Raw genomic sequence first — 24,189 nt, 5'->3', positions numbered from 1 at the left:
GGATGAACGGCATAGTGGAGGGGGAACGAACATGAGCAAAATTAAGGTAATTACGATTTTCGGCACAAGACCGGAAGCTATCAAGATGGCTCCATTGGTGCTGGAGCTTCAAAAATATCCCGAGCAGATCGAATCTTTGGTGTGCGTGACCGCGCAGCATCGTCAGATGCTCGATCAGGTGCTGGATACGTTCAAAATTAAGCCGAATTACGACCTGGACGTAATGAAGGAGCGCCAAACGCTGAATGAGATTACGATTCGCGTACTGCAGGGCCTCGATCCGGTGTTCCGTGAAGAGAAGCCGGATTTGGTTCTTGTGCACGGCGATACGTTGACTACCTTCCTCGCGAGCTATGCGGCTTTCATGCAGCAGGTAAAAGTAGGGCACGTGGAAGCGGGACTGAGAACTTGGAACAAGATGTCCCCGTATCCGGAAGAAATGAACCGTCAGTTAACCGGTGTGCTGTCGGACCTCCACTTCGCTCCAACGGACTTGTCCGCGAACAATCTCCGTAAGGAGAACAAGTCGGAAGATACGATCTTTGTTACGGGCAATACGGTAACGGACGTGTTCCAGTATACGGTACAAAAAGATTTTACCCATCCTGTGCTGGAGTGGGCCGAAGGCAAACGCCTCATCCTGATGACGGCACACCGCCGTGAAGCGCAGGGAGAGCCGCATCGCCAAATTTTCCGCGCCGTTCGACGTATTGCCGATGAATTCGAGGATATCGCGATCGTCTATCCGGTGCATCCAAGCCCTGCGGTGAAGGAACCAGCCTACGAAATGCTGGGCGGACATCCGCGAATCAAATTGATCGAACCGCTGGATGTATTCGAGTTCCATAACATTTACCCGCATGCGCATATGATTTTGACCGATTCCGGAGGCCTTCAGGAGGAAGCGCCATCGTTCGGGGTGCCGGTCCTGGTTCTTCGCGAGACGACGGAGCGTCCGGAAGGGATCGACGCAGGCACGCTGGAGCTGGTAGGAACCAACGAGGAGAAGGTCTACGAACGGGCTAAAGCGCTGCTTACCGATGCTGATTTATACCAAAAAATGAGCCAAGCGGCCAACCCTTACGGGGACGGAAAAGCGTCGGAACGTATCGTGCAAGCCATCCTTTACCATTTCGGACAAGCTTCTGCAAGACCCGAGCCGTTCCAACCGTGACAATCTCATGACAAACGCTACAGCGTACAGTTGCACTGTTTGGTTTGTAAGCCAAAAAAACCTTGATATGACGGGCTTTTTGTGACTTTGATCACGGCTTGTTAACAAAGATCGGCAATTGACAAACCTCGCATAGCTTCGTTACAATAAGTGAGGATTCTCAGGAGGATGCCTATGAAACAGCCAAACCGCAACGATAATCCGTGGCGAGCCGCTGCATTGTCGAGCGCCATTGGAATCGACCTTGCAGTATGCTTGTGGGCCGGATATTGGTTCGGCGACTGGTTAAGTCATACGTTAGGCGGGCAGTTATGGCTGCTGGGAGGCTTTCTGCTGGGTCTTGTCTCTGCAATTATCAGCATTTACTTTATGATCAAGCAGTACGGAGGGCTATAATGGATGATTTTTCGGCCCATCTGAAAACGGTTCAAAATGTGTTTCTCTTTTTTCTTTCCTTTTGTTTGGTCGTATGGGCGATTTTCGTCGAATTCCGACCGTATTCGGCAGGATTGATGCTTGGTTCAGTCGTCAGCATGATCAACGCTAGGTATCTTGCTTGGAAAATTCGCAAGCTATCCGAGAAAGTGATCGCAGCTCCACCTGAGCAAAAAGTACCTACCAAAGTCAGTATAGGTTTTTTAACAAGGGCAGCCATTGCCGGATTGGCGGGGCTTCTGGCCATTCGCTTTCCGGAGCATGTCGCGCTTGTTACGACAATTATCGGATACTTTTTTGCTCAATTGGCAACACTCGTATTGGGTATTCTTTCTATTAAAAGATCCAAGAAGTAAAACCAATCGTGGAAAGGGGTGAAAATGGAAAACATGGAACACCAAGTGCCAGGTATAGAACTATTTGGTCTGCACTTCGATCTGTCTGCACTGCTTATGATCGTCGTGACCAGTATCATTGTTTTAATTCTCGCCATTTCCGGCGCTAGCAAAGGATCCGTTACGAATCCTTCGAAAATTCAAAACTTTATGGAATGGGTCGTAGAGTTTGTTGAGGGCATTATCGGCAGCACCATTGGGTCGAAGCACGGCAAACCGTTTATCGCGCTCGGAATGACACTCATCATGTATATTTTTATCGGTAACATGCTGGGACTTCCGTTCTCGATCGTTACTGAAGATCATGTTGCTTGGTGGAAATCGCCGACAGCAGACATCGCTGTAACGGCTGCCTTAACGGTTATTGTTATCGTACTTAGCCACTACTTGGGTATTACTCGTAATACCAAACATTATTTTGCGCATTACTTTGAATACAAAGGCGCTATGCTTCCACTGCATTTGATTGAAGTGGTATCTAAGCCGATGACGCTTGCTTTCCGTCTCTACGGTAACATTTATGCAGGGGAACTAATGATTTCTGTCATCATCGGGGCAGGCTGGTTTGGAGTTTTGCCTTTATTAGTATGGCAGGGCTTCAGTGTGTTCGTAGGTGCGATTCAAGCATTCGTATTTACGACGCTGACGATGGTTTACATTGCGCAAACTTTGGTCCACGAAGAAGAGGGCCACTAAGCAGCAAGACTCACCTCGGGTATTCTCGAGTCATATAATAAAAACTTTTTCAATCTAAGGGAGGATTTTCTCAATGGGAGCTTTAGCATTAGTAGCAGCAGCAATTGTATTCGGTTTGGGTGCACTTGGTGCAGGTATCGGTAACGGTTTGATCGTAGGTCGTGCTTTGGAAGGTATTTCCCGTCAGCCTGAGCTTCGTGGTACTCTTCAAACAACTATGTTTATCGGTGTAGGTCTAGTAGAGGCAATGCCAATCATAGCTTTGGTTCTTGCGTTCATCTTGATGGGCCAAGCTTAAGAAATCGTTTGGCGGGGATGGCGGCATAGCCTCCACGCCTTCGTTTTGCCCACGTTATCAGAAGGGAGTGACCTTACTTGCATATCGAATGGACCACGTTTTTTATTCAAATCGTAGCCTTCTTGATTTTGTACTTCCTGCTGCAAAAGTTTGCGTTCGGCCCTTTGTTCGGCATGATGGAAAAACGCAGACAGCTCGTGAAGGATCAAATTCAAACAGCTGAAAATAGTCGCAAGCAAGCTGAGCAATTGTTAGAGGAGCAAAAACAGGCCCTTCAGCAAACTCGTAAAGAAGCACATGATATTATTGAACAAGCTAGACAAACGAGCTCCAAACAAGCGGATGAGATTGTTGCAGCAGCACGTAAAGAAGCTGACCGTTTGAAGGATGAAGCGCTTAAAGATATCGAGAACGAGAAAAACAAAGCGGTTGCAGCTCTTCGCAGCCAAGTGAGTGCGATGTCTGTATTGATCGCCTCCAAAATTATTGAGAAGCAAATCGACGAGAAAACTCAGAATGATTTGGTTGAGCATTACCTCAAAGAGGTAGGAGGCAACGTATGAGTGACATCGTAGTAGCGAAGCGATATGCCAAAGCTTTATTCGAGGTAGCTCAGGAGAAGGGCATTATTTCCGGAGTGGAAGAAGAGCTGAAATCTGTAGTTGGTGCGATTAGGGATAATGCGGATCTGCAGAAGTTCCTGAACCATCCGAATATCGGGGCTTCCGTCAAAAAGGACCTGCTGAAGCAGATTTTTGAAGGCAATGTTTCCGAACCGGTGTGGAATACGCTGCAGATTTTGATCGATAAGGGTAGAGAGGGCGTTTTGGCCCAGTTGGTTACTGATTATGTGAAAATCGCCAATGAAGCTCTGGGTCAGGCTAGCGCTACGGTGTACGCGCCGTTTGCGATTTCCGAAGCCCAACAGGCTGAAATTGCGGCACAATTCGGCAAACTGACGAATAAAACCATCCGTGTTCAAACCGTTATTGAGCCTAAGCTTCTTGGCGGCATTCAAGTACGGATCGGAGACCGTTTATATGATGGAAGCTTGGCGGGGCGTCTGAATCGTCTGGCAAGTTCGTTAAAATAAGCACTAGCACTGTAAGAATAGGGGTGAAGTTCGTTGAGTATCAAACCTGAAGAAATCAGCACATTGATTAAACAACAGATTGAAAACTATAAATCCGATATGCAAGTGGTTGACGTAGGTACAGTTATTCAGGTTGGTGACGGTATCGCTCGTGCTCACGGCTTGGAAAACGCTATGGCGGGAGAGCTGCTTGAGTTCGCTAACGGCGTTTTGGGCTACGTTTTTAACCTTGAAGAAAGCAACGTAGGTATCGTTATTTTGGGACCTTACACAGACATTCGTGAAGGTGACCAAGTAAAACGTACCGGCCGTATCATGGAGGTTCCTGTTGGTGAAGAACTGATCGGTCGTGTCGTTAACCCATTGGGTCAACCAGTGGATGGTAAAGGTCCTATCAACACAGCGACTTTCCGTCCGGTTGAATCTCCGGCTCCAGGCGTTATGGCCCGTAAATCGGTCCATGAGCCAATGCAAACCGGTATTAAAGCAATCGACGCGATGATTCCTATCGGTCGCGGTCAGCGTGAGTTGATCATCGGTGACCGTCAAACAGGTAAAACTGCGATTGCCATCGATACGATCATCAACCAAAAAGGTAACAACGTAAAATGTATTTACGTTGCTATCGGTCAAAAACAATCCACCGTCGTTAACGTGGTTGAAACTCTGCGTAAAGCCGGCGCTATGGATTACACGATTGTCGTAACAGCGAGTGCTTCCGAGCCTGCTCCGTTGTTGTGGCTTGCACCTTTCGCAGGCTGCGCGATGGGCGAGTACTTCATGTACAAAGGCGAGCACGTGCTTATCGTTTATGATGACTTGACGAAGCAAGCAGCGGCATACCGCGAGTTGTCCTTGCTGCTCCGCCGTCCTCCGGGTCGGGAAGCTTATCCGGGTGACGTTTTCTACCTGCATTCCCGTTTGCTCGAGCGTGCAGCTAAGTTGAACGACTCTTTGGGTGGAGGCTCCATTACAGCCCTTCCGTTCATCGAAACTCAAGCGGGTGACGTATCCGCCTACATTCCGACGAACGTTATCTCGATCACAGACGGACAGATCTTCCTTGAGTCCGACCTGTTCTACTCCGGTCAACGTCCAGCGGTTAACGTTGGTATCTCCGTATCCCGGGTAGGTAGCTCCGCGCAAATCAAAGCGATGAAAAAGGTTGCCGGTACGCTGAAAACCGACTTGGCCCAATATCGTGAATTGGCTGCGTTCGCAGCGTTCGGTTCCGATTTGGATAAAGCGACTCAAACTCGTTTGAACCGTGGTTTGCGTACATTGGAAATCTTGAAACAAGGCGTTCACCAGCCGCTGCCGGTTGAGAAGCAAGTTGCTTCCATCTACACGGTGGTAAGAGGACATCTTGATGAGCTTCCAGTACAGGATATCACTCGCTTCGAAGCTGAATTCCTGGCTTACCTGGATTCCAACCGTCCTGAAATTTTGCAAAACATCCGCGATACGAAAGATTTGACGTCGGATAATGAGAACGCACTGGTTGATGCAATCCAGCAGTTCAAAAAAGGATTTGCAACTTCCGCGCAATAGATGAACGAATCTGAGCTTCTCGTACGGGAAGCTCGGTGTTCCATTTTAAGTCTTTTAACAGGCTTTTCGAGTGAAGGCTTTTCTGTCAAAGGAGAAGCTTCGAGAGAGAGGTGAGCAGGCATGGCAAAAGGAATGCGCGAGATTAAGCGCCAGATCAAGTCCAAACAAAACACGAAGCAAATCACGAAAGCGATGGAGATGGTTGCTGCCTCCAAGCTGAGAAGAGCCCAAGAGGCTGCTGAAGCGGCACGTCCTTACGCTGACAAGCTGAAGGAAGTAGTCGGCAGTATTGCGGCAGGCAGTAAAGGCATCAAGCATCCGATGCTGCAAAATCGCGAAGTGAAGAAAACGGGTTATCTCGTTGTGACTTCAGACCGCGGTTTGGCGGGTGGTTACAATGCGAACGTGTTGCGCCGGGTTATGACGGAGATCCAGGAAAGACACAAATCTCCTAGCGAGTATTCCATCTTCGTTATCGGGCGTAAAGGTAGAGATTTCTTCAGCAAGCGCAACATGAACATCGTCGAAGAGGTGGTTGGGCTATCTGATTCACCGACCTTCGGAGATATCAAGACAGTTGCTAGTGCTGCAGTGAAAAACTTTGAGAACGGATCTTACGATCGTTTGTTCCTCGTATATAACAGATTTGTCAATGCGATCTCCCAAATTCCTACGGTAAAGCAGCTTTTACCTATGGAAGATATGAGCGGAACGGCAGTATCGAACTACGAATACGAGCCTTCTCCGGAAGGTGTATTGGAAGTGTTGCTGCCTAAATATGCGGAGACGCTGATTTACAGTGCCGTATTGGACGGTAAAGCAAGTGAATTCGGCGCGAGAATGACGGCCATGAGCAATGCAACGAAGAACGCGACAAAGATGATCAATACTTTGACATTGTCGTACAACCGTGCTCGTCAGGCTGCGATTACCCAAGAGATCTCCGAGATCGTCGCAGGCGCGAACGCACAAAGCTAATACGATTCAATCTTCAACCTAAACACAATTTAGGAACGGATAAGGCAAAGCTGGCACGATAAGCCGAAGCAGAGTCAATGCTATCAAGCAGCTTTGTCCAATGACAGAGCTTTTAGGAGGGAAAACAGTGAGCAAAGGGCGCGTTGTGAACATTACGGGACCGGTCGTCGACATTGAGTTTGATCGTGGACACCTCCCTGAGATCTTAAATGCGATTAAAATTGAAAAAAAGGCAGAGCAAGCAGGCGAACAAACTATTAGCCTGACGGTTGAAGCAGCTGTTCATCTGGGCGACAACATGGTGCGCTGCGTTGCGATGTCTTCTACTGACGGTTTGGTTCGCGGTATGGAAGCTGTTGATACTGGTGCACCTATCAGCGTTCCAGTTGGTGCAGCTACTTTGGGCCGCGTATTTAACGTGTTGGGTGATCCAATCGATGGGATCGAGGAAATTGATCGCTCCGTGACGAACCCAATCCATAGAAGCGCTCCTTCGTTTGAAGAGCTGTCTACGCAAGTAGAAATTCTGGAAACAGGGATCAAAGTTATCGACTTGATCGCGCCTTACGCAAAAGGCGGTAAAATCGGTCTGTTCGGTGGTGCGGGTGTAGGTAAAACCGTTACACTGCAAGAGTTGATTCACAACATCGCATCCGAGATGGGCGGCTTCTCCGTATTCGCGGGTGTTGGTGAGAGAACGCGTGAAGGTAACGACTTGTACCATGAAATGAAGGAGTCCGGCGTTATCGACAAAACGGCGATGGTGTTCGGCCAGATGAACGAGCCGCCAGGTGCGCGTCTTCGCGTTGCTTTGACAGGCTTGACAATGGCTGAATATTTCCGTGATGTAGAAGGCCGCGACGTTCTTCTATTGATCGACAACATTTTCCGTTTCACGCAAGCAGGTTCCGAGGTATCCGCCCTTCTGGGACGTATGCCATCTGCGGTAGGTTACCAGCCTACATTGGCTACAGAGATGGGCCAATTGCAAGAGCGTATCACATCCACCAAAAAAGGTTCCGTTACTTCGATCCAAGCTATCTACGTTCCTGCGGATGACTATACGGACCCGGCTCCGGCTACAGCGTTCGCTCACTTGGACGCTACAACAAACCTGGAGCGTAACATTGCAGCAATGGGTATCTTCCCTGCGGTTGACCCATTGGCATCCTCTTCCCGTATTCTGACTCCAGAAATTCTTGGTGAAGAACACTACAATGTTGCTCAAGGCGTTAAGAAAATCTTGCAACGTTACAAAGAGTTGCTGGATATCATCGCGATTCTCGGTATGGACGAGTTGTCCGACGAAGACAAACTGGTCGTAAAACGCGCAAGACGGATTCAATTGTTCTTGTCCCAGCCGCTTCACGTGGCCGAGGCGTTCAACGGTATCCCTGGTCTGTTCGTACCGGTTAAAGAAACAGTTCGCAGCTTTAGAGAGATTCTGGATGGTAAGCATGACGATCTTCCAGAACCGGCGTTCCACAACGTGGGTACGATCGAAGATGCGATCGCAAAAGCGAAAACTTTGTAATCTAACAAGCATCGCTGGGCAATCTTAACGGCTTGTCCAGCGGTATTTATAAAGAGCACGGCAGCAAAAATGGCAAACTAGCGAACTCAAGTTTGATAGTTGCTGACCAAGTGGTTTGCTGAAGCAAACTCTTAGGAGGAATCCAAGTGAGTACTTTCCTACTGGAAATCGTAACTCCTGAACGTAAAGTGTTTGCTGAAGATGCAAACATGATTATCGTGAAGGGTGTAGCTGGGGAGCTTGGTATTCTGCCAAATCACATTCCTTTGGTTACTCCATTGAAAGTGGCACCGGTTACCGTGAAGCAGAACGGTAAGCAATTGTATATTGCGGTAAACGGCGGCTTTATGGAAGTCCGCAAGGACAAAGTGGTTATTCTGGCGGAAAGCGCTGAGCTGCCGGAACAAATCGATCTTGAGCGTGCTAAAGCAGCCAAAGAACGTGCCGAGAAGCGTCTGGCGTCCAAGGACAACTACGACTTCAAACGCGCGGAAGTGGCTTTGCAGAAAGCATTGAATCGGATTGAAGTGTATGGTAAAAGATAAGAAGTTAACATAATCAAGCGAGAGGAACCTAGTTTCTCTCGCTTTTTTACCATATACAATTTACATTTTGACTTCATAATGTGCTCGAATCAGCATTTAGGCACTGGAGGGTGCTCGTTTTTTTCTCGCCATATAGGAATATGAAACTCACCCTACCGGCCGTCTGTGGAATATTTTTAAAAAGGAACTTTTTGCTTTAAAGGAAATTCAGGAAATATTAGACACCCCAACAGGCATTTGTTATAATTATTTAGGCATAAATTAACAGTAGCAGCGTGCTTGGTCAGATTTGCTTTTAGAAAAAATGGCTTAGGAAATTCATCTTGTTTACGCTTACATTGTAAATAAGAAGAAATGACGATGTCCTTCTGCCAAATCGGCCCTGCACAAGCTCCAGAAAAACATACTTTCCAATACTTTAGTGGGAGGCGGATCGTTCACGATGTACATGAACAATTACGTGGTCGTTGCCATTTTTCTCATGCTTGGAGTGTTACTTCCAGTTGTAGCGCTTACAGTTGGACGATTGCTACGCCCAAACAAGCCGGTGGAGGAGAAGTATACCACTTATGAAAGCGGAAATGAGCCCGTCGGCGAGAGCCATGTGCGCTTCAATATCCGTTATTACTTGTTTGCCTTGATGTTTGTTATTTTTGATGTAGAAACTGTATTTTTGTACCCATGGGCCGTTGCGTATAAGCAATTAGGCTTGTTTGCGCTTGTAGAGATGTGCATCTTTGTCGGGCTTCTCGTTGTAGGGTTAATTTACGCTTGGAAGAAGAAGGTGCTGCAATGGACTTCAATTTAGAGTCAATTTCCCCGGAAGAAAGACAAGAGCTGGAACGTAATGTATTTATGACGACGTTAGAGCAAGTGAAAGCCTGGGCTCGAAGCAATTCCTTGTGGCCATTGACCTTCGGTCTTGCCTGCTGCGCCATTGAAATGATGGGGACCGGAGCATCGCACTACGATTTGGACCGGTTCGGGGTTATCTTCCGCACATCTCCAAGGCAATCCGACGTGATGATCGTGGCCGGCACCGTAACGAAGAAAATGGCTCCGCTGCTGCGCCGTCTATACGAGCAGATGCCGGAACCGAAATGGGTGATCGCCATGGGCTCCTGTGCGACGGCGGGCGGTCCTTACGTGAAGTCCTATGCAGTCGTAAAAGGCGTTGACCAGGTCGTTCCCGTGGATGTATATATTCCCGGGTGTCCTCCGAACCCTGCCGCTTTAATCTATGGCATCAATAAGCTTCAGGAGAAGATACGGTATGAAGCAAAAACGGGTAAGCAGGTGACCAATCGATGAGCGATGAGCAAAAGAAGGATGGGCTGCAGCCTGATGAAGGAGTACAGCCATCTGCCAATGCAGACACATCGGCACCAGAACCGCAGCAAAAGCCTGCAGACAATGAACCGGAATCGAAGGATAAGCCGAGCGAAGCGGCCGAAGCTCCTAAGGAAGCTGCGGTGAGCGAAACGGCTTCTAACGAGAAGCCGGGCGATGGGGAGCCGGAGTCGGCTCCGGCAAGGCCCCCAAGACCGGAGAGAAAGGCCGCTGCTGCTACAGGCGATGCTGCGGTTGAGAATGCCGCACCGGCGAAGGCGGCTTCAGCGGACGAGGACAAGGAAGCTAAAGCGAAGGCGGCTGCTGAAGCTCGCGCGGCGCGTGCTAGTGCCCGGGCAAAGAAGCCGGACGGTGAAGCGGAAGCCGCTGCGCCTAAAGAGCCTTCCCCGAATCAGCCTAGGCTGGACCTGTGGGTGAAGCTTCTCAAAGAGAAGCTCGGCGACGATATTGTAGAGGAAGCTTTTATCAACGAACGGGATGCACATCTTCCGTATATAGTTATCCAGAATGAACGATGGGTGGATGCGGCGAAGCAGCTTCGGGATCATCAGGATTTTAAAATGAACTACTTGCGGAATGTATCCGGAATTGACCAGGAGACGCATATGGAGGTAGCTTACCACATGCTCTCGCTGGAGACGAAGCAAGAGATTTGCATTAAAATTAAAACGAACCGTGAAGCACCGTCCATCCCTTCGGTTACCCCTGTTTGGCCAACAGCCAACTGGAACGAACGGGAAATTTACGATTTATTAGGAATTGATTTTCCGGGACATCCGGACTTGAGAAGGATCATGATGTCTGACGATTGGGTCGGCCATCCGCTGCGCAAAGACTATGAACCGCTTGACCCGGAGGTGTAGAGTCTCTTGATCAGAACAGAAGAGCTGTTATTAAATGTAGGGCCTCAGCATCCGAGTACTCACGGAGTGTTTCGGATCGTGGTTAAGCTTGACGGGGAAATCATTACTCATGCCGATCCGGTAATGGGTTATTTACACAGAGGAACCGAGAAGCTCGCAGAGAATCTGAACTATACGCAGATTATTCCTTACACCGACCGCATGGACTATGTCTCGGCTATGACGAACAACTATGTCCTTGTTCATGCCGTAGAGAAGCTGATGCAGCTGGAAATACCGGAACGGGCCGAATTTTTACGGTTAATTGTCATGGAATTGCAGCGGATAGCCAGCCATCTGGTGTGGTGGGGAACCTACTTATTGGATATAGGGGCGATGAGTCCCTTCCTTTATGCCTTCCGGGATCGGGAAATCATTATCAATTTATTTAACGAGCTGTGCGGGGCAAGACTGACTTACAACTACATGCGTGTTGGCGGTGTAAAATGGGATGCTCCGGAAGGCTGGATCGAGAAGGTACGCAAGTTTATTCCGTACATGCGTGATAAGCTTGATGAATACACCAACCTCGTTAGCGGCAATGAGATCTTCCTGGCCCGTATTAAAGGGATCGGTCAATATGATGCAGAAACCGCTATTGCTTACGGCTTAAGCGGGGCCAATCTGCGATGTACCGGGGTGAAGTGGGATCTTCGAAAGGACCAGCCGTACAGCCTGTATCATCGATTTGAATTCGATGTACCCGTTGGGCAGAGAGGCGACTGCTACGACCGTTACTTAATCCGGTTTGAGGAGATAAGACAGTCGTTGCGGATCCTTGAGCAAGCCGTAGAGCAATTTCCCGCCGAGGGCGAGATTATGGGAAAGGTTCCCCGGGTGCTTCGCGTTCCCGAAGGGGAGGTATACGCCCGGATTGAGGCGCCGCGCGGCGAAATCGGCTGCTACATCGTATCCAAAGGGAAGGATAAGCCTTATCGCTTGAAATTCCGCAGACCCTCCTTTGTGAATCTGCAAATATTACCTAAGCTGCTGGTCGGGGAAACCATGACGAATCTCATCACGATACTCGGAGGCATTGATATTGTCGTCGGGGAGGTGGACTGTTAATGGGAGGTTTATTGCAGGAGCAGCTGAACTGGACGAATTTTGCGATCTTCTTCGCGTGGGGAGTCCTTTTGCTGTTATTAGTCCTTGGGTTCGTAACCTATGCCATATACTTTGAACGTAAGGTTATCGGATGGATGCAGCTGCGGATCGGACCGAACCGAGTAGGCCCTCTGGGGCTTCTGCAGAGCGTTGCAGACGTGTTCAAGCTTCTGATTAAAGAGGACACCATCCCGCGTAAAGCGGAACGGGAACTGTTTATTTTGGCCCCGGTCATTGCATTTATTCCTGCGTTTGTCGTTGTTGCGGTCATTCCCTACTCGGAAAAACTGATCAGCACCGATCTCAATGTAGGATTGCTGTTCTACGTTGCTTTGTCCGGTATCTCCACCATCGGAATCGTACTGGGAGGCTGGGCTTCCAACAACAAATACGCATTGCTCGGCGGGATGCGGTCGGCTGCTCAAATGATCAGCTATGAAATACCGCTGGTTATCTCCGTAATTGGGGTCATTATGATGACAGGCAGCCTGAACCTGAACACGATTGCCGAGCATCAGTCTGGAGGGTTCTGGCACTGGAACTTCCTGCCCCAAATCATCGGCTTTGTCGTATTCGTCATTGCAGGCGTATCCGAGTTAAACCGTACGCCGTTTGACTTGCCGGAGGCGGAATCGGAGCTTGTCGCAGGCTATCACGTGGAATATAGCGGCTTTCGGTTCGCATTCTTCATGCTGGCGGAGTATGTGTACGTGTTTGCTATTGCCGGATTGACAACGACCTTGTTCCTGGGAGGCTGGCATGCGCCATTCCCGTTCCTTGATTTCATTCCGGGCATTATCTGGTTCCTGCTGAAATTCTCCTTCATCGTGTTCTTCCTGTTCTGGATTCGGGCGACGCTGCCCCGGATTCGGGTAGATCAACTGATGGGGCTCGGCTGGAAAGTGTTGCTGCCGCTTGCTTTGATCAATATTTTTGTGACAGCCATTTATATGAGCATCATCGGATGATGGGTAAGCTTCTATAAAGAAATGATGCTTGGGAAAGGGTGAGAAATCATGAAAGGCATAGTCAAAGGTCTCGGCGTTACCCTCAAAAGCATGACCCAGAAAAAAGTAACCTACGCGTACCCGGATGTTCCTTTGGAAATGCCTGACCGGTTCAGGGGAATTCAGCATTTTGATCCTGATAAATGCATTGTCTGCAATATGTGCGCGCGTATTTGTCCGACGGAATGCATTACTCTAACAGGTAAGCCCAATCCGGATCCGGAGAAAAAGGGAAAGGTCATCGATACGTACGATATCAATTTTGAAATATGCATCTTGTGTGATTTGTGTACGGAAGTATGCCCAACGGAAGCTATCGTGATGACCAATAATTTCGAGCTCAGCACGTACAGCCGCGACGATTTGTTTAAAAACCTGCAGTGGCTGAATGAAAACAACGTGAATGTACGGAAAGAAAATAATTCGGCGCTTCCGAAAGGTGGGGCGAAGTAAATGTTCGGTAATATCGCGGCTTTTTTATCCAGCGGTGAGAATATTGCGTTCTTCGTATTCGCATTACTGGCCATCGGCGGCGCCATCTTTATGATCAGCTTCAACAAGGTAGTCCATATGGTGGTGGCTCTGGCGCTGACGTTTATCAGCTTGGCAGGGCTTTACGTCGTCCTGGATGCCGAATTCGTCGCCTTTGTGCAAATTCTTATCTATGCCGGTGCAATCTCCATTCTTATGATCTTCGGAATTATGATGACCAAGCACCAAGGAGAAGAAGAGGAGCCCAAGCGGCCTGTTCATAACACGCTGTTATTTATCGGGGCGCTGGCCTTGTTCGGCGTGCTGTTCTACGCGATCCAAAATGTGAATCTTCCGGCAGGCGAATTCAAGGCGGCGGAGGACAACACATTGGAGATAGGGAAGCTGATCTTCAATCAGCATGTAATTCCTTTTGAGATCATGTCGGTTCTCTTGACCGTAGCATTTATCGGAGCCATCGTAGTGGCGAAGAGAGAGGAGGACTAGACTATGACGGGATTGGCTACCCCTTACTTGACCCTGGCGGCGATTTTATTTTGTATCGGCCTGTATGGAGCATTGTCCAAAAAGAATGCCGTCATTGTACTGCTGTCCATTGAGCTGATGCTCAATGCAGTCAACATTAACCTGGTCGCTTTTTCGAAACTGGGCGTTCATCCGAGCTTGACGGGGCAAATTTTTTCCTTGTTTAACATCACGGTAGCCGCAGCGGAGGCTGCGGTAGGCATAGCCATCCTAATAGCGTTGTACCGCAACAAAGGAACGACGGACGTCAATGAGATGGATTCGTTGAAACGATAGCTTGCTAACAACGTATAGCAGCGCTTTCGAAGTAAGTTTGCGGATGCAAACTTGTAGGAGGAGGACATAAATTCATGATATCGGCCTACTCGCAGTATGCCTGGCTTATCCCGTTGTTCCCGCTGCTAGCGTTCCTTATTTTAACGGCAGTAGGGCGTCAATTAAAAGACGCGGGCGCATATATCAGCATTGTTGCCGTCTTCGCCTCGTTCGTGGTGTCTCTGCTCATTTTCATTGAACGGCTGGGAGGCACGATTGAGGACTACACATGGAACAAACTGCAGTGGATCAAGTTCGGAACGTTTTCCCTGAACATGGGGTTTGAGGTTACGAATTTGAATGCCTTGATGCTTGTGATTGTTACCTTGGTCAGTCTATTGGTCAACTTATATTCGAAGGGATATATGGAAGGCGATGAACGCATCAATGTATTTTTTGCCTACATCGCTCTCTTTACCTTCTCCATGCTAGGACTCGTCATTTCCGAGAACTTGCTGGAACTGTATATATTCTGGGAGCTCGTAGGCGTCTGTTCCTTTCTCCTGGTGGGCTTCTGGTATTTCAAGCCGGAAGCGCGGGCTGCAGCGAAGAAGGCATTCATCGTTACGAGAATCGGCGATGTGGGCTTACTGATCGCTATTCTGCTCTTGTTCTGGGCCATGCCGAACCATTCGCTGGACTTTACATCCATTCATAATGCAGTGACGGGCGGCAAAATATCCGGCGGGATGGCAACCTTGATCGCTATCCTGATCTTCGTTGGGGCCATAGGGAAATCGGGTCAATTTCCGCTGCACACCTGGCTACCGGATGCGATGGAGGGTCCGACGCCGATCAGTGCTCTCATTCATGCGGCTACGATGGTGGCGGCAGGGGTATATTTGGTCGCTCGCACGTTTGACATTTTCCAAGCATCTCCGGCTGCTCTTACTGTGGTGGCGTGTATCGGAGGCTTTACCGCCATATTTGCAGCTACCATCGGAACGGCGCAAAACGATATCAAGCGGGTGCTTGCCTATTCCACGGTCAGCCAGCTCGGTTATATGATGATGGCCCTCGGAATAGGAACATCGGTAGCCTATACGGCTGGGATTTTTCACTTATTTACGCATGCATTCTTCAAAGCTCTGCTCTTCCTGGGAGCGGGCAGTGTCATTCATTCCGTACATACTCAAGACATCCATGAAATGGGTGGTCTGGGCAGCAAGATGAAGATAACGGCTTGGACGTTCGGGATCGGAGCGTTGGCTTTGTCGGGAATTCCGCCGTTGTCCGGGTTCTGGTCCAAGGATGCTATCTTAGCGGAAGCCTACACGCATAATCAGCTCCTGTTTTGGGTGGGATTGATCGCAGCGTTTTTCACCGCATTTTACATGTCGAGATTGTTCTTCCTGGTCTTTATGGGCAAACCGCGCCATCAGGAGCATGTGCATGAATCTCCGGCAACCATGACCTTGCCTTTGATTGTTCTGGCTGTGTTGGCGGTCGTGGCCGGCTTTGTCTTTACCCCATTCAGTCCATGGCTTGGCACTTGGCTCACGGGGCATGCGGAGGAAGAGAGCGCCAATGCTGTGGTGATGATCCTTTCTACCGTTGTGGGACTGTTGGGGATCGGGCTGGGCTATCTGGTCTATGTCAAAAAAACGATCTCAAGCGATGCCGTATCGAGCCGCGCTCCATGGCTGTACCGCTTGCTGAACCGCAAATATTATATCGATGAAATCTATGAACAGGTTATCGTAAGGCCATTGAAGGGTCTTGGTCTGGTGCTTCATCTGTTCGATGAATATGTTGTCGACGGCATCGTTAAGCTGGCCAGCTATTCTGTGGTCGGCATCGGACGGATCGGCTCCCGTCTGCAAAATGGTCAGGTACAGACCTATGGGCTCGCCACCTTGCTGGGGCTGCTCATTCTGATCCTTGCCATCGCAGGAAGGAGGTTCATCCATGTCGGATAGTATGCATATCTTGTCCCTGATAGCTTTTTCCCCGCTGCTTGGGGTGCTGGTGTTACTGTTCATGCCGGCCCACAAAGGGCAGTGGATCAAAACGGTCGCCATTGTGACTACCCTGATTCCGCTTATATTATCCGCATGGCTCTACTCCGCCTTCAATCATCAGCTCGAAGGGATGCAGTTCAAGGAGGAGCTAGGCTGGATTCAAGTGCCTCTCAATCACGAGGCCCAGGGCCTGAATCAAATGACGTCCTTCTTCTTCCAGTTTAAATACATCATGGCTGTGGACGGATTATCGCTGCCTCTTGTATTCCTGACAGCTTTGATCGGTACGATGGCGGCACTTGCTTCCGTCTATATCAAGAAAAGATGGAAATCTTATTTTATCTTCTACCTGCTGCTGGAAACAGGAATGTTCGGTGTGTTTATGGCGCAGGATTTGTTCTTGTTCTTCGTCTTCTTCGAGGTAACCCTGATCCCGATGTTCTTCCTGATTGGGATATGGGGATATATGGAGCGCGAAAGGGCAGCGAACAAATTTTTGATCTACAACGGGATTGGCTCGGCCATCATGCTTATCGCCTTCATCATTCTCATTTGTACCGCAGGGTTCGGACAGGTGTCCAATGACAGCGGCAATTCGATCTTTTACAGCGGGGACCTCAGTGTCATAACAAGCCATTTGTTCCAAAGCGAAGCTTCTTATGTCAATCAGAGCGATTACCCGTTCTACTTGAGCGATACGATGAAATGGGTGCTGTTCATCATGCTCTTGGTTGCATTCGGGATCAAGCTTCCGATCTTTCCGTTCCATACGTGGATGCTTAGGGTACATACGGAAGCCCCGCCTTCCATCGTCATGATCCACTCCGGCATCCTGCTGAAAATGGGAGCCTACGGCTTGATCCGCTTCGGCGTTCTGCTCTTTCCGCAGCAAGCTGTGCAGTGGGCGACCGTACTCGCTATTCTGGGTGTGATCAATATTTTATACGGGGCTATTCTGGCTTTCGTACAAAAGGATTTCAAGCTGGTTCTGGCTTACTCCAGCATCAGTCATATGGGGATCGTGCTGCTCGGGATCGCCGCATTCAACACCATCGGACTCGAAGGAGCGGTCTTCCAGCTGGTGTCTCACGGTCTTATCTCTGCACTGCTCTTCCTGCTGGTAGGGGCGATTTATGAACGAACCCAGACCACTATGCTGGATCAATTGGGCGGACTCGCCAAAAATGTTCCGTTCATTTCCGGTATCCTGCTGGTAGCCGGCATGGCTTCACTCGGTCTCCCGGGATTGTCCGGGTTCATCAGCGAATTTCTGGCCTTCGCAGGCTTATTCCAGACAGCCAAAGTCATCACGGTCATCGGAACCATCGGGGTCATACTCACCGCCGTGTACGTGCTGCGCGGGGTTCTGGCCATTACTTACGGTCCTCCGAGAATTCAGGGAGACGGAATGAAGGATGCCCGCTTGATGGAAGCCATTCCTATGGTGGCCTTAGTAGCCTTCGTCGTTGTCCTGGGGATCTATCCTGCGGTGCTTAGCGGACCTTTGCATCAAACCGTCAGCGGCTTCGATCAATTCATTCAAACTGTAGTGAAGATAGGGGGTTAGGCCGGTGGAACAACTACGTCTCCAATGGAGCGATCTCGGATACTTGGCACCGGAGCTGACTCTGGTTATTGCGGCAGTGGTATTATCGCTGCTCGATCTTCTGCTGCCAAAGCAAACGAATCGTAAAGCCCTCGGTTGGCTGTCGCTGCTCAGCATCATCATCGCAGGCTTGTTCGTTGTCGGCGACCTGAACCCGACAGAGCCGAAACAGCTGTTGAATTACAGCTATCGCATCGATGACTTCGCCAGCATTATCAAGCTGATTTTGTTAACCGGTGCGGGTCTGGTGACCTTCATGAGCATCGGCTCCTTAAAGGAAGAGGAAGTTCCGCATATCGGGGAGTTTTACTATCTGCTCTTACCTGCAACCCTGGGCGGAATGATTATGTCGTCTTCGGGTGACTTAATCACTCTGTATGTAGGTCTGGAGCTGCTCAGCATCACCTCCTACATTCTGGTAGCCATGCGCAAAAAAGATCTGCGCTCCAATGAAGGAGCCTTCAAGTATGTTGTGCTGGGGGGGATTTCCTCCGCCATTATCTTGTACGGAATGTCCTTCTTATACGGGATGTCAGGCTCGACCAGCATTCCGGAGATCAACGCAGCGTTAGGACAAAACGCCGAATCGATGCTGCCGTTCCTGTATGTGTCCTTCTTTATGCTGTTGGCCGGCTTCGGTTTCAAGGTTGCGGCGGCTCCATTCCATATGTGGGCTCCGGATGTGTATCAAGGAGCTCAGACGCCAGTCACCGCTTTCTTGGCTGTAGTGTCCAAGGCAGCCGCGTTTGCTGTCTTGTTCCGCGTGTTGTACGGCGTGTATGCCATCGGAGCCTTAATGGAGCTTCCGTTCCATGGCGACGTTTTAGTATCTCTTATGGTCGTATCCGCGGCCGCTATGATTCTCGGGAACTTTATCGCGCTGCGGCAGAGCAATCTAAAACGGCTATTGGCCTACTCCGGTATTGCGAATTCAGGATATTTGCTTATTCCGATCGCAACGCATTTTTCCATGGTCCATTATTCGAACTTTTCGGAATTTGCGTTTTACTTGATCGCTTACCTGTTTATGAATATCGGTATTTTCGCTGTCGTGATGATCATGGAGCGATCTACCAGCGATGAAACCGTAAGCGGACTGGCCGGCTTGTATTACCGGGCTCCAGGTACAGCTGTGGCGACCGTGCTGTTGGTTCTTTCGCTTGCGGGCCTGCCGATTTCGGGCGGCTTCTTCGGAAAAGTGTTCATTATGATGGGAGCGATGCAAACCCAGCATTACTGGTTAGCTGCAGTGATGATTGTGACAAGCGTGATCTCCTTCTACTATTACTTCGGACTGATCCGCCAAATGTTCATGCGAACCGATTTTGAATCGAGGAGCGTCACGGTACCGTGGCCGCTCGGCATTACCTTATGGCTATGCGCCGGAATTAGTGTACTGCTCGGTATTGTGCCGCAGTGGGTGCTGGGATGGATCGATCGGATTTTCTCGCTTACACAGGATTTGTTTTTTTTCAGCTAGCAGGTTAGATGTCATAGCCCGATTGACGCTTAAGATGGTGCGTCAGCCGGGCTTTTTTAAGGTTAAACCCTATTATAAGGCATGCCCAACGCTGCATTTTGACCCTTTCTCTTACCAAAAACCGTTTCCCCTATAGATGTTCATAAAACCTCCATCATTTGCTAAGCGGTTTTCCGAAACTACGGCAGGAAACCGAATACTTTTATCGAAATAGTAAAGCTACTCCAATAAGCAAAAGAAAAGAAGGAACCATGAACATGCAACGTAAACTAGTGACTCGCCAACTCGTTCATTGGATCATGGGGATCGTGATGCTGCTGGTATGCGCCGGACAGGCTTTCGGTAAAGAGCCGCTGGTTACCATCGCAGCCTCAGCGAATGACCCCTTAACAGAAAAACAATCCTACTTGCAGCAGATCCATATTAACGAAGCCTGGGATAGCGCCAAGGGCAACCCGAATCTAACGATTGCCATTGTCGATACCGGTGTTGATTTGAACCATCCGGATTTGAAAAAGAATCTGGTGCCTGGAGTCAACCTGATGAATCCCAAGCTGCCGCCTCAAGACGATAATGGTCATGGGACGAATGTTGCCGGGATCGTTGCAGCAACAACCAATAATGATAAAGGGGTCTCCGGCATATTATGGGATGCCAAGGTGATGCCTATTAAAGCGCTGGAGTCGGACGGCTCCGGAGGGGAAGCCAAGCTTGGAGAAGGCATCCGCTATGCGGTTGATCATGGGGCTAAAATTGTTGTTCTGTCTCTTGGTTTAAATAAATATTCAACTTATTTAAGCGATATTGTACGCTATGTGGAGGAGAAGGATGTCCTTCTTGTCGCGGCGACAGGAAATGAGGGAAATCGTGTTAAATATCCAGCCGCATACCCAACGGTATTGGCGGTCGGAGGTGTAACCGCAGATGGCGCGGCGCATGAGCTGTCCAATACGGGGCCGGAGATTGACCTTGTTGCGCCTTGGGATGTATTTACGACCGCGTTGGGCGGTTCTTACGAGTATAAGGACGGGACCTCCATGGCGGCCCCGCAAGTCGCTGCGGTTGCAGCTTTGGTATGGAGCAAATACCCGAATATGAAGCCATATGAAATCCGTCAGCTGCTACGCCAAACGGCGGACGATTCGATGTCTCCGGGCTGGGATCAGCAGACAGGGTACGGATTGCTAAGAGCCGACCGGGCATTGACGGAGATGCCACTGCTCGATATCTATGAGCCGAACAACCGGAAGGACCAGGCCAAGGCGCTGTCCATCAGTAAGATGATCTCGGCATCCTTCACCGGCGGATCGGATCAGGACTGGTTTTACCTGGATGCTCCTTATGACGGGACCGTCAATCTGACCTTTGACCTTCAGGAAGGGCAGTCGGTTGCCGTTCAGCACACGGATGCCAAAGGGACATTTACGAGTGTGACGGCGGCTCCGGGACAGCCTGTTGCCTTGAACGTCAGCAAAGGTCGCAGCTATTTACAGTTTCGCTTGGCTGACAGGAACCAGAAGGCTGAAATTCCTTATAAGCTGACGACGTCGTTTGACATCTACCGTGATGTTTTCGAAGATAATGACCGGCAGTACAAGGCCTATGTGCTTCCCTCACGGAGCCAAACGATCAAAGGAACCTTCCATCAGATGAACGATCAGGATTGGTTTGAGTTCCCCGTGGAACAATCCGGCATGCTCACCTTCCATCTCAGTACGGATACGGCAAGGATTGATCCGGTCCTGTTCGTGCAGAAGCAGGGGGAAAAGGGCACTACCGTTGATGAGGGAGGAGACGGGGTTACAGAGGTGTTGGTAGTGCCGGAGGTGTTTCCGGGCAAATATTATATTCGCGTCAGCAATGTGAAAGAGTATGCATTTCCGGTTACCGGGGAATATACGTTACAAATAGAGTATGATGCGAAGCAGATTGATCCTAATGAACCTAACAATCGTTCGTATCAGGCGACGACTATATCTCTGGATACCGAGTATACCGGGCTAATCGACAAAGTGGACGATATTGACTGGTTCCAATTCCAGCTGAATGAAGAAAGCTATGTTCATTTGAGCTTGACGGGGATTCCCCGCAGCGTGAATATGTATGCCTTCCTATACGATCGAAGCATGAAGCCTATGGCCAGCACCAATTCATCGAGAGAGATTGAGATGAAGGAACGGCTTCCGGCAGGGACCTACTACCTGAAGCTTACGGCGAGCGCTCCGTTCGACCGCGACGTGTACCAGCTGATTGTCAGAGCCAAGCCATTGATCGGCGGGTATGCCGATATTCAGGGGCATTGGGCGATGGACAACATTTTGGAGATGGGCAGCAAGCAGATCGTAAACGGGTACGACGACTATACGTTCCGGCCGGATTCTCCGATTACTAGAGCGGAGGCGACTACGATCATCAGCCGGGCCTTCAAGCTGTCCAAGCAGAAGAGCATCAGCTATACGGATGTGAGTATGAATCACTGGGCCTATGCGGACATAGCCAAGGCGGCGCAGAGCGGAATTATTGACGGATACCCGGACAATTCCTTTGCTCCAGATCAGCCGGTAAGCCGCATGGAAATGACGGCAATGATTGCAAGAAGCATGAATATTTCGGGCAAAAAACGCGGTGCTGTTCCGTTCACGGATGTAGACGACGATTATTGGGGCGTAGGCATTCTGAAGCAGATGAAGGCGGAAGGCTGGATTAACGGCTACGAGGACGGAAGCTACAAGCCGGATCAGCAAGCATCGCGGGCTGAATTCGTGACAATGCTGGCCAAAATTATGCCTTAAGATGAAAAGTGGGGTCAAATATGGATTATGTACAGCAAATGAACACCTCCATGGGAATGAACGGTATAATCAATATTTTCATTACTTTGATTTGTATCGCTTGTTCCTGGTGGGCGCTCCAAGAGCTGAACCTGGACAAAATGATGAAAAGGCCGAAAAGCATGCAGAGCAAGATGCTTCAGATTTTTTTATCCGTCGGTTTAGGCTACCAATTGGCGCGGTTTTTCATTGACTATTTTAACTGGTCTACTTGGCTGTCGGGGATGTTTTAACCGGCAGCCCGGTTTGTTCCATAACATCGTTAAGAAGCACTGTACCGAGGAAAGCGTTAGGGATAACGAGGCGTGCCTCGTATGGATGTCGGGCTTTATCGAATGATTAGACATTTTTGTGAAAAAGATGGCTAAAACAGGCAGGAAGATGCGGTTTGCGAATAACTAAGGTGAATCTTGTCAACAATGGATAGTACAACCGTTGTAAATCCCTTGTTTGCTCCGAATAGTATCTTGATTGGTTTTTCAAAATGAAAATTTACATGCTGAAGGTTCAATGCTAAACTAGTACAGTGTGCAATGAAAACAGCGCGGAGGGGGACCATGATGAGCAAAATTATCGTCCGCGGCGGCCAGAGATTGTCAGGCAAAGTTAGAATACACGGTGCAAAAAACGCCGTTTTGCCGATTATCGCAGCCTCTATTTTGGGTACAGAAGGAGACAGCGTAATCCACGACGCACCTCCCCTGGACGACGTCATCGTTATTAATAAGGTTTTGGAAAGTCTCGGGGTACAAATCGAATATAAAGATGAAACGATACGGGTCAATGCCCGGAACATTGTAACGTGCGAGGCTTCCTACGAGCTGGTCCGCAAAATGAGGGCTTCTTTTCTTGTTATGGGACCTTTATTGGCCCGTATGGGTCAGGCAAGAATATCATTGCCGGGCGGCTGTGCGATCGGCACGCGTCCTATTGATCAGCACTTAAAGGGTTTTGAGGCGATGGGAGCGGAGATCGAGCTGGGTCAGGGCTACATCGAGGCGAGAGTAACGGGCCGGTTGAAGGGTGCGAAGGTGTACCTGGACGTGGCTAGCGTTGGGGCTACCGAAAATATTATGATGGCCGCCACGTTGGCCGAAGGGACGACCACGATCGAGAATGCGGCTAAGGAGCCGGAGATTGTGGACTTGGCAAACTATTTGAATGCCATGGGAGCCAAAATTCGCGGTGCCGGAACAGGGCTCATTCGTATCGACGGTGTCGAGAAGCTGAGCGGTGCAGTACATACGGTCATACCGGACCGGATCGAAGCGGGTACATACATGATTGCTGCAGCAATTACAGGAAGCGACTTGTACATTGAAGGCGCCATTGGCGATCACTTAAGGCCGGTTATTTCCAAGATGCAGGAGATGGGTGTAACCATCGAGGAAGACGAGAACGGTCTTCGTGTATATACCGATAGAGCTCTTCGCTGCGTTGATGTGAAGACGCTGCCTTATCCCGGATTTCCTACCGATATGCAATCGCAAATGATGGCACTCTTGTTAACGGCTGAAGGGACCGGTATCGTTACGGAAACCGTATTCGAGAACCGCTTTATGCATGTAGAACAGCTGGTTAATATGAATGCGTCCATTAAGGTTGACGGGCGTTCGGCTGTCATTAGCGGCGGCGCCAGACTGCGTGGAGCCAAAGTATGCGCTACCGACCTTCGCGCCGGAGCGGCACTTATCCTGGCTGCGCTTGCTGCGGATGGAGAAACGGAGATTACCGGCATCCACCATATTGACCGGGGCTACGTTGATATTGCCAATAAGCTGCGTATGCTGGGTGCAGACATTCAGCGGGTATCGCTGGAAGTCGTTGAGCCGGAGGAAGAATCCATTTCGATCTTCGCTGTAAGCCCTAGCTTGGCATAATTGAATAGAAGGTGTACGGCAGGAGGAGAATCTC

Annotated in this window: 25 protein-coding genes; all 25 read left to right on the top strand. The window is 49.5% G+C overall.

The window, feature by feature from the left end; translation table 11 throughout:
- The first annotated feature begins 31 nt into the window (after positions 1-31).
- The 25 genes from wecB (at position 32) to murA (ending at position 24,155) form a co-directional block, all read left to right on the top strand.
- Positions 32-1,174: a non-hydrolyzing UDP-N-acetylglucosamine 2-epimerase gene (gene wecB / locus ABEA66_RS31285; protein ID WP_079914207.1), complete on the top strand. Its 1,143-nt coding sequence runs from the start codon at positions 32-34 to the stop codon at positions 1,172-1,174.
- 174 nt (positions 1,175-1,348) lie between these two features.
- Positions 1,349-1,570 (top strand): AtpZ/AtpI family protein, encoded by a 222-nt coding sequence (locus tag ABEA66_RS31280; RefSeq protein WP_079914208.1) that lies wholly within the window; start codon positions 1,349-1,351, stop codon positions 1,568-1,570.
- A complete protein-coding gene (locus ABEA66_RS31275) occupies positions 1,570-1,965 on the top strand; it encodes an ATP synthase subunit I (protein WP_079914209.1) in 396 nt (131 codons plus the stop codon). Before ABEA66_RS31280 ends, ABEA66_RS31275 begins: the two co-directional genes overlap by 1 nt.
- 33 nt (positions 1,966-1,998) lie before the next feature.
- The gene (gene atpB / locus ABEA66_RS31270) at positions 1,999-2,700 is read left to right on the top strand and encodes a F0F1 ATP synthase subunit A (RefSeq protein ID WP_079914321.1); all 702 of its coding nucleotides are present in this window, start codon (positions 1,999-2,001) and stop codon (positions 2,698-2,700) included.
- Between the two features lie 73 nt (positions 2,701-2,773).
- Positions 2,774-2,998: a F0F1 ATP synthase subunit C gene (gene atpE, locus ABEA66_RS31265; protein ID WP_079914210.1), complete on the top strand. Its 225-nt coding sequence runs from the start codon at positions 2,774-2,776 to the stop codon at positions 2,996-2,998.
- 77 nt (positions 2,999-3,075) lie between these two features.
- Positions 3,076-3,561 (top strand): F0F1 ATP synthase subunit B, encoded by a 486-nt coding sequence (gene atpF / locus ABEA66_RS31260; protein WP_079914211.1) that lies wholly within the window; start codon positions 3,076-3,078, stop codon positions 3,559-3,561.
- Complete coding sequence (locus tag ABEA66_RS31255; RefSeq protein WP_079914212.1) at positions 3,558-4,091, top strand: F0F1 ATP synthase subunit delta; 534 nt, start codon at positions 3,558-3,560, stop codon at positions 4,089-4,091. The genes atpF and ABEA66_RS31255 overlap by 4 nt, the downstream gene beginning before the upstream one ends.
- A 33-nt stretch (positions 4,092-4,124) precedes the next feature.
- Positions 4,125-5,642, top strand: a complete 1,518-nt coding sequence (gene atpA, locus ABEA66_RS31250; protein ID WP_079914213.1) for a F0F1 ATP synthase subunit alpha — start codon at positions 4,125-4,127, stop codon at positions 5,640-5,642.
- A 120-nt stretch (positions 5,643-5,762) separates the two neighbouring features.
- Positions 5,763-6,620, top strand: a complete 858-nt coding sequence (gene atpG / locus ABEA66_RS31245; protein ID WP_079914214.1) for an ATP synthase F1 subunit gamma — start codon at positions 5,763-5,765, stop codon at positions 6,618-6,620.
- 127 nt (positions 6,621-6,747) lie between these two features.
- Positions 6,748-8,154, top strand: a complete 1,407-nt coding sequence (gene atpD / locus ABEA66_RS31240) for a F0F1 ATP synthase subunit beta (RefSeq protein ID WP_079914215.1) — start codon at positions 6,748-6,750, stop codon at positions 8,152-8,154.
- 146 nt (positions 8,155-8,300) lie between these two features.
- Complete coding sequence (locus ABEA66_RS31235; RefSeq protein ID WP_079914216.1) at positions 8,301-8,699, top strand: F0F1 ATP synthase subunit epsilon; 399 nt, start codon at positions 8,301-8,303, stop codon at positions 8,697-8,699.
- Between the two features lie 442 nt (positions 8,700-9,141).
- Positions 9,142-9,507, top strand: coding sequence for an NADH-quinone oxidoreductase subunit A (locus ABEA66_RS31230; protein WP_079914217.1), 366 nt, complete (start codon positions 9,142-9,144; stop codon positions 9,505-9,507).
- Entirely contained in the window at positions 9,492-10,010 is a 519-nt protein-coding gene (locus ABEA66_RS31225; protein WP_028550962.1) for a NuoB/complex I 20 kDa subunit family protein, read from the top strand. The genes ABEA66_RS31230 and ABEA66_RS31225 overlap by 16 nt, the downstream gene beginning before the upstream one ends.
- Positions 10,007-10,912: an NADH-quinone oxidoreductase subunit C gene (locus ABEA66_RS31220; RefSeq protein ID WP_345593762.1), complete on the top strand. Its 906-nt coding sequence runs from the start codon at positions 10,007-10,009 to the stop codon at positions 10,910-10,912. Before ABEA66_RS31225 ends, ABEA66_RS31220 begins: the two co-directional genes overlap by 4 nt.
- Positions 10,913-10,918: 6 nt before the next feature.
- Positions 10,919-12,019 carry an NADH-quinone oxidoreductase subunit D gene (locus ABEA66_RS31215; protein WP_079914219.1) on the top strand — a complete coding sequence of 367 codons (1,101 nt, stop codon included), beginning with the start codon at positions 10,919-10,921 and terminating at the stop codon, positions 12,017-12,019.
- The gene (nuoH, locus tag ABEA66_RS31210) at positions 12,019-13,026 is read left to right on the top strand and encodes an NADH-quinone oxidoreductase subunit NuoH (RefSeq protein WP_079914220.1); all 1,008 of its coding nucleotides are present in this window, start codon (positions 12,019-12,021) and stop codon (positions 13,024-13,026) included. The genes ABEA66_RS31215 and nuoH overlap by 1 nt, the downstream gene beginning before the upstream one ends.
- A gap of 48 nt (positions 13,027-13,074) precedes the next feature.
- Positions 13,075-13,518 (top strand): NADH-quinone oxidoreductase subunit NuoI, encoded by a 444-nt coding sequence (gene nuoI, locus ABEA66_RS31205; RefSeq protein ID WP_079914221.1) that lies wholly within the window; start codon positions 13,075-13,077, stop codon positions 13,516-13,518.
- Positions 13,519-14,043 carry an NADH-quinone oxidoreductase subunit J gene (locus ABEA66_RS31200; protein WP_079914222.1) on the top strand — a complete coding sequence of 175 codons (525 nt, stop codon included), beginning with the start codon at positions 13,519-13,521 and terminating at the stop codon, positions 14,041-14,043. It abuts the gene before it with no gap.
- A 3-nt stretch (positions 14,044-14,046) separates the two neighbouring features.
- Positions 14,047-14,358, top strand: coding sequence for an NADH-quinone oxidoreductase subunit NuoK (gene nuoK / locus ABEA66_RS31195; RefSeq protein ID WP_079914223.1), 312 nt, complete (start codon positions 14,047-14,049; stop codon positions 14,356-14,358).
- Positions 14,359-14,432: 74 nt separating this feature from the next.
- Entirely contained in the window at positions 14,433-16,316 is a 1,884-nt protein-coding gene (gene nuoL, locus ABEA66_RS31190; protein ID WP_079914224.1) for an NADH-quinone oxidoreductase subunit L, read from the top strand.
- Complete coding sequence (locus tag ABEA66_RS31185) at positions 16,306-17,925, top strand: complex I subunit 4 family protein (protein ID WP_345593751.1); 1,620 nt, start codon at positions 16,306-16,308, stop codon at positions 17,923-17,925. Before nuoL ends, ABEA66_RS31185 begins: the two co-directional genes overlap by 11 nt.
- 4 nt (positions 17,926-17,929) lie before the next feature.
- Complete coding sequence (locus ABEA66_RS31180; protein WP_345593749.1) at positions 17,930-19,444, top strand: NADH-quinone oxidoreductase subunit N; 1,515 nt, start codon at positions 17,930-17,932, stop codon at positions 19,442-19,444.
- Between the two features lie 257 nt (positions 19,445-19,701).
- Positions 19,702-22,236, top strand: a complete 2,535-nt coding sequence (locus ABEA66_RS31175; protein WP_345593747.1) for a S8 family serine peptidase — start codon at positions 19,702-19,704, stop codon at positions 22,234-22,236.
- 20 nt (positions 22,237-22,256) lie between these two features.
- Positions 22,257-22,508 (top strand): DUF1146 family protein, encoded by a 252-nt coding sequence (locus ABEA66_RS31170; protein WP_079914228.1) that lies wholly within the window; start codon positions 22,257-22,259, stop codon positions 22,506-22,508.
- 327 nt (positions 22,509-22,835) lie between these two features.
- Positions 22,836-24,155, top strand: a complete 1,320-nt coding sequence (gene murA, locus ABEA66_RS31165; protein ID WP_079914229.1) for a UDP-N-acetylglucosamine 1-carboxyvinyltransferase — start codon at positions 22,836-22,838, stop codon at positions 24,153-24,155.
- The last annotated feature ends 34 nt before the right edge of the window (positions 24,156-24,189 follow it).

Source organism: Paenibacillus vulneris, from assembly GCF_039543185.1.
Classification (GTDB): domain Bacteria; phylum Bacillota; class Bacilli; order Paenibacillales; family NBRC-103111; genus Paenibacillus_S; species Paenibacillus_S vulneris.
The sequence above is the reverse complement of the archived record's forward strand: the minus strand, read 5'-3'. Positions and strand labels throughout refer to the sequence as shown.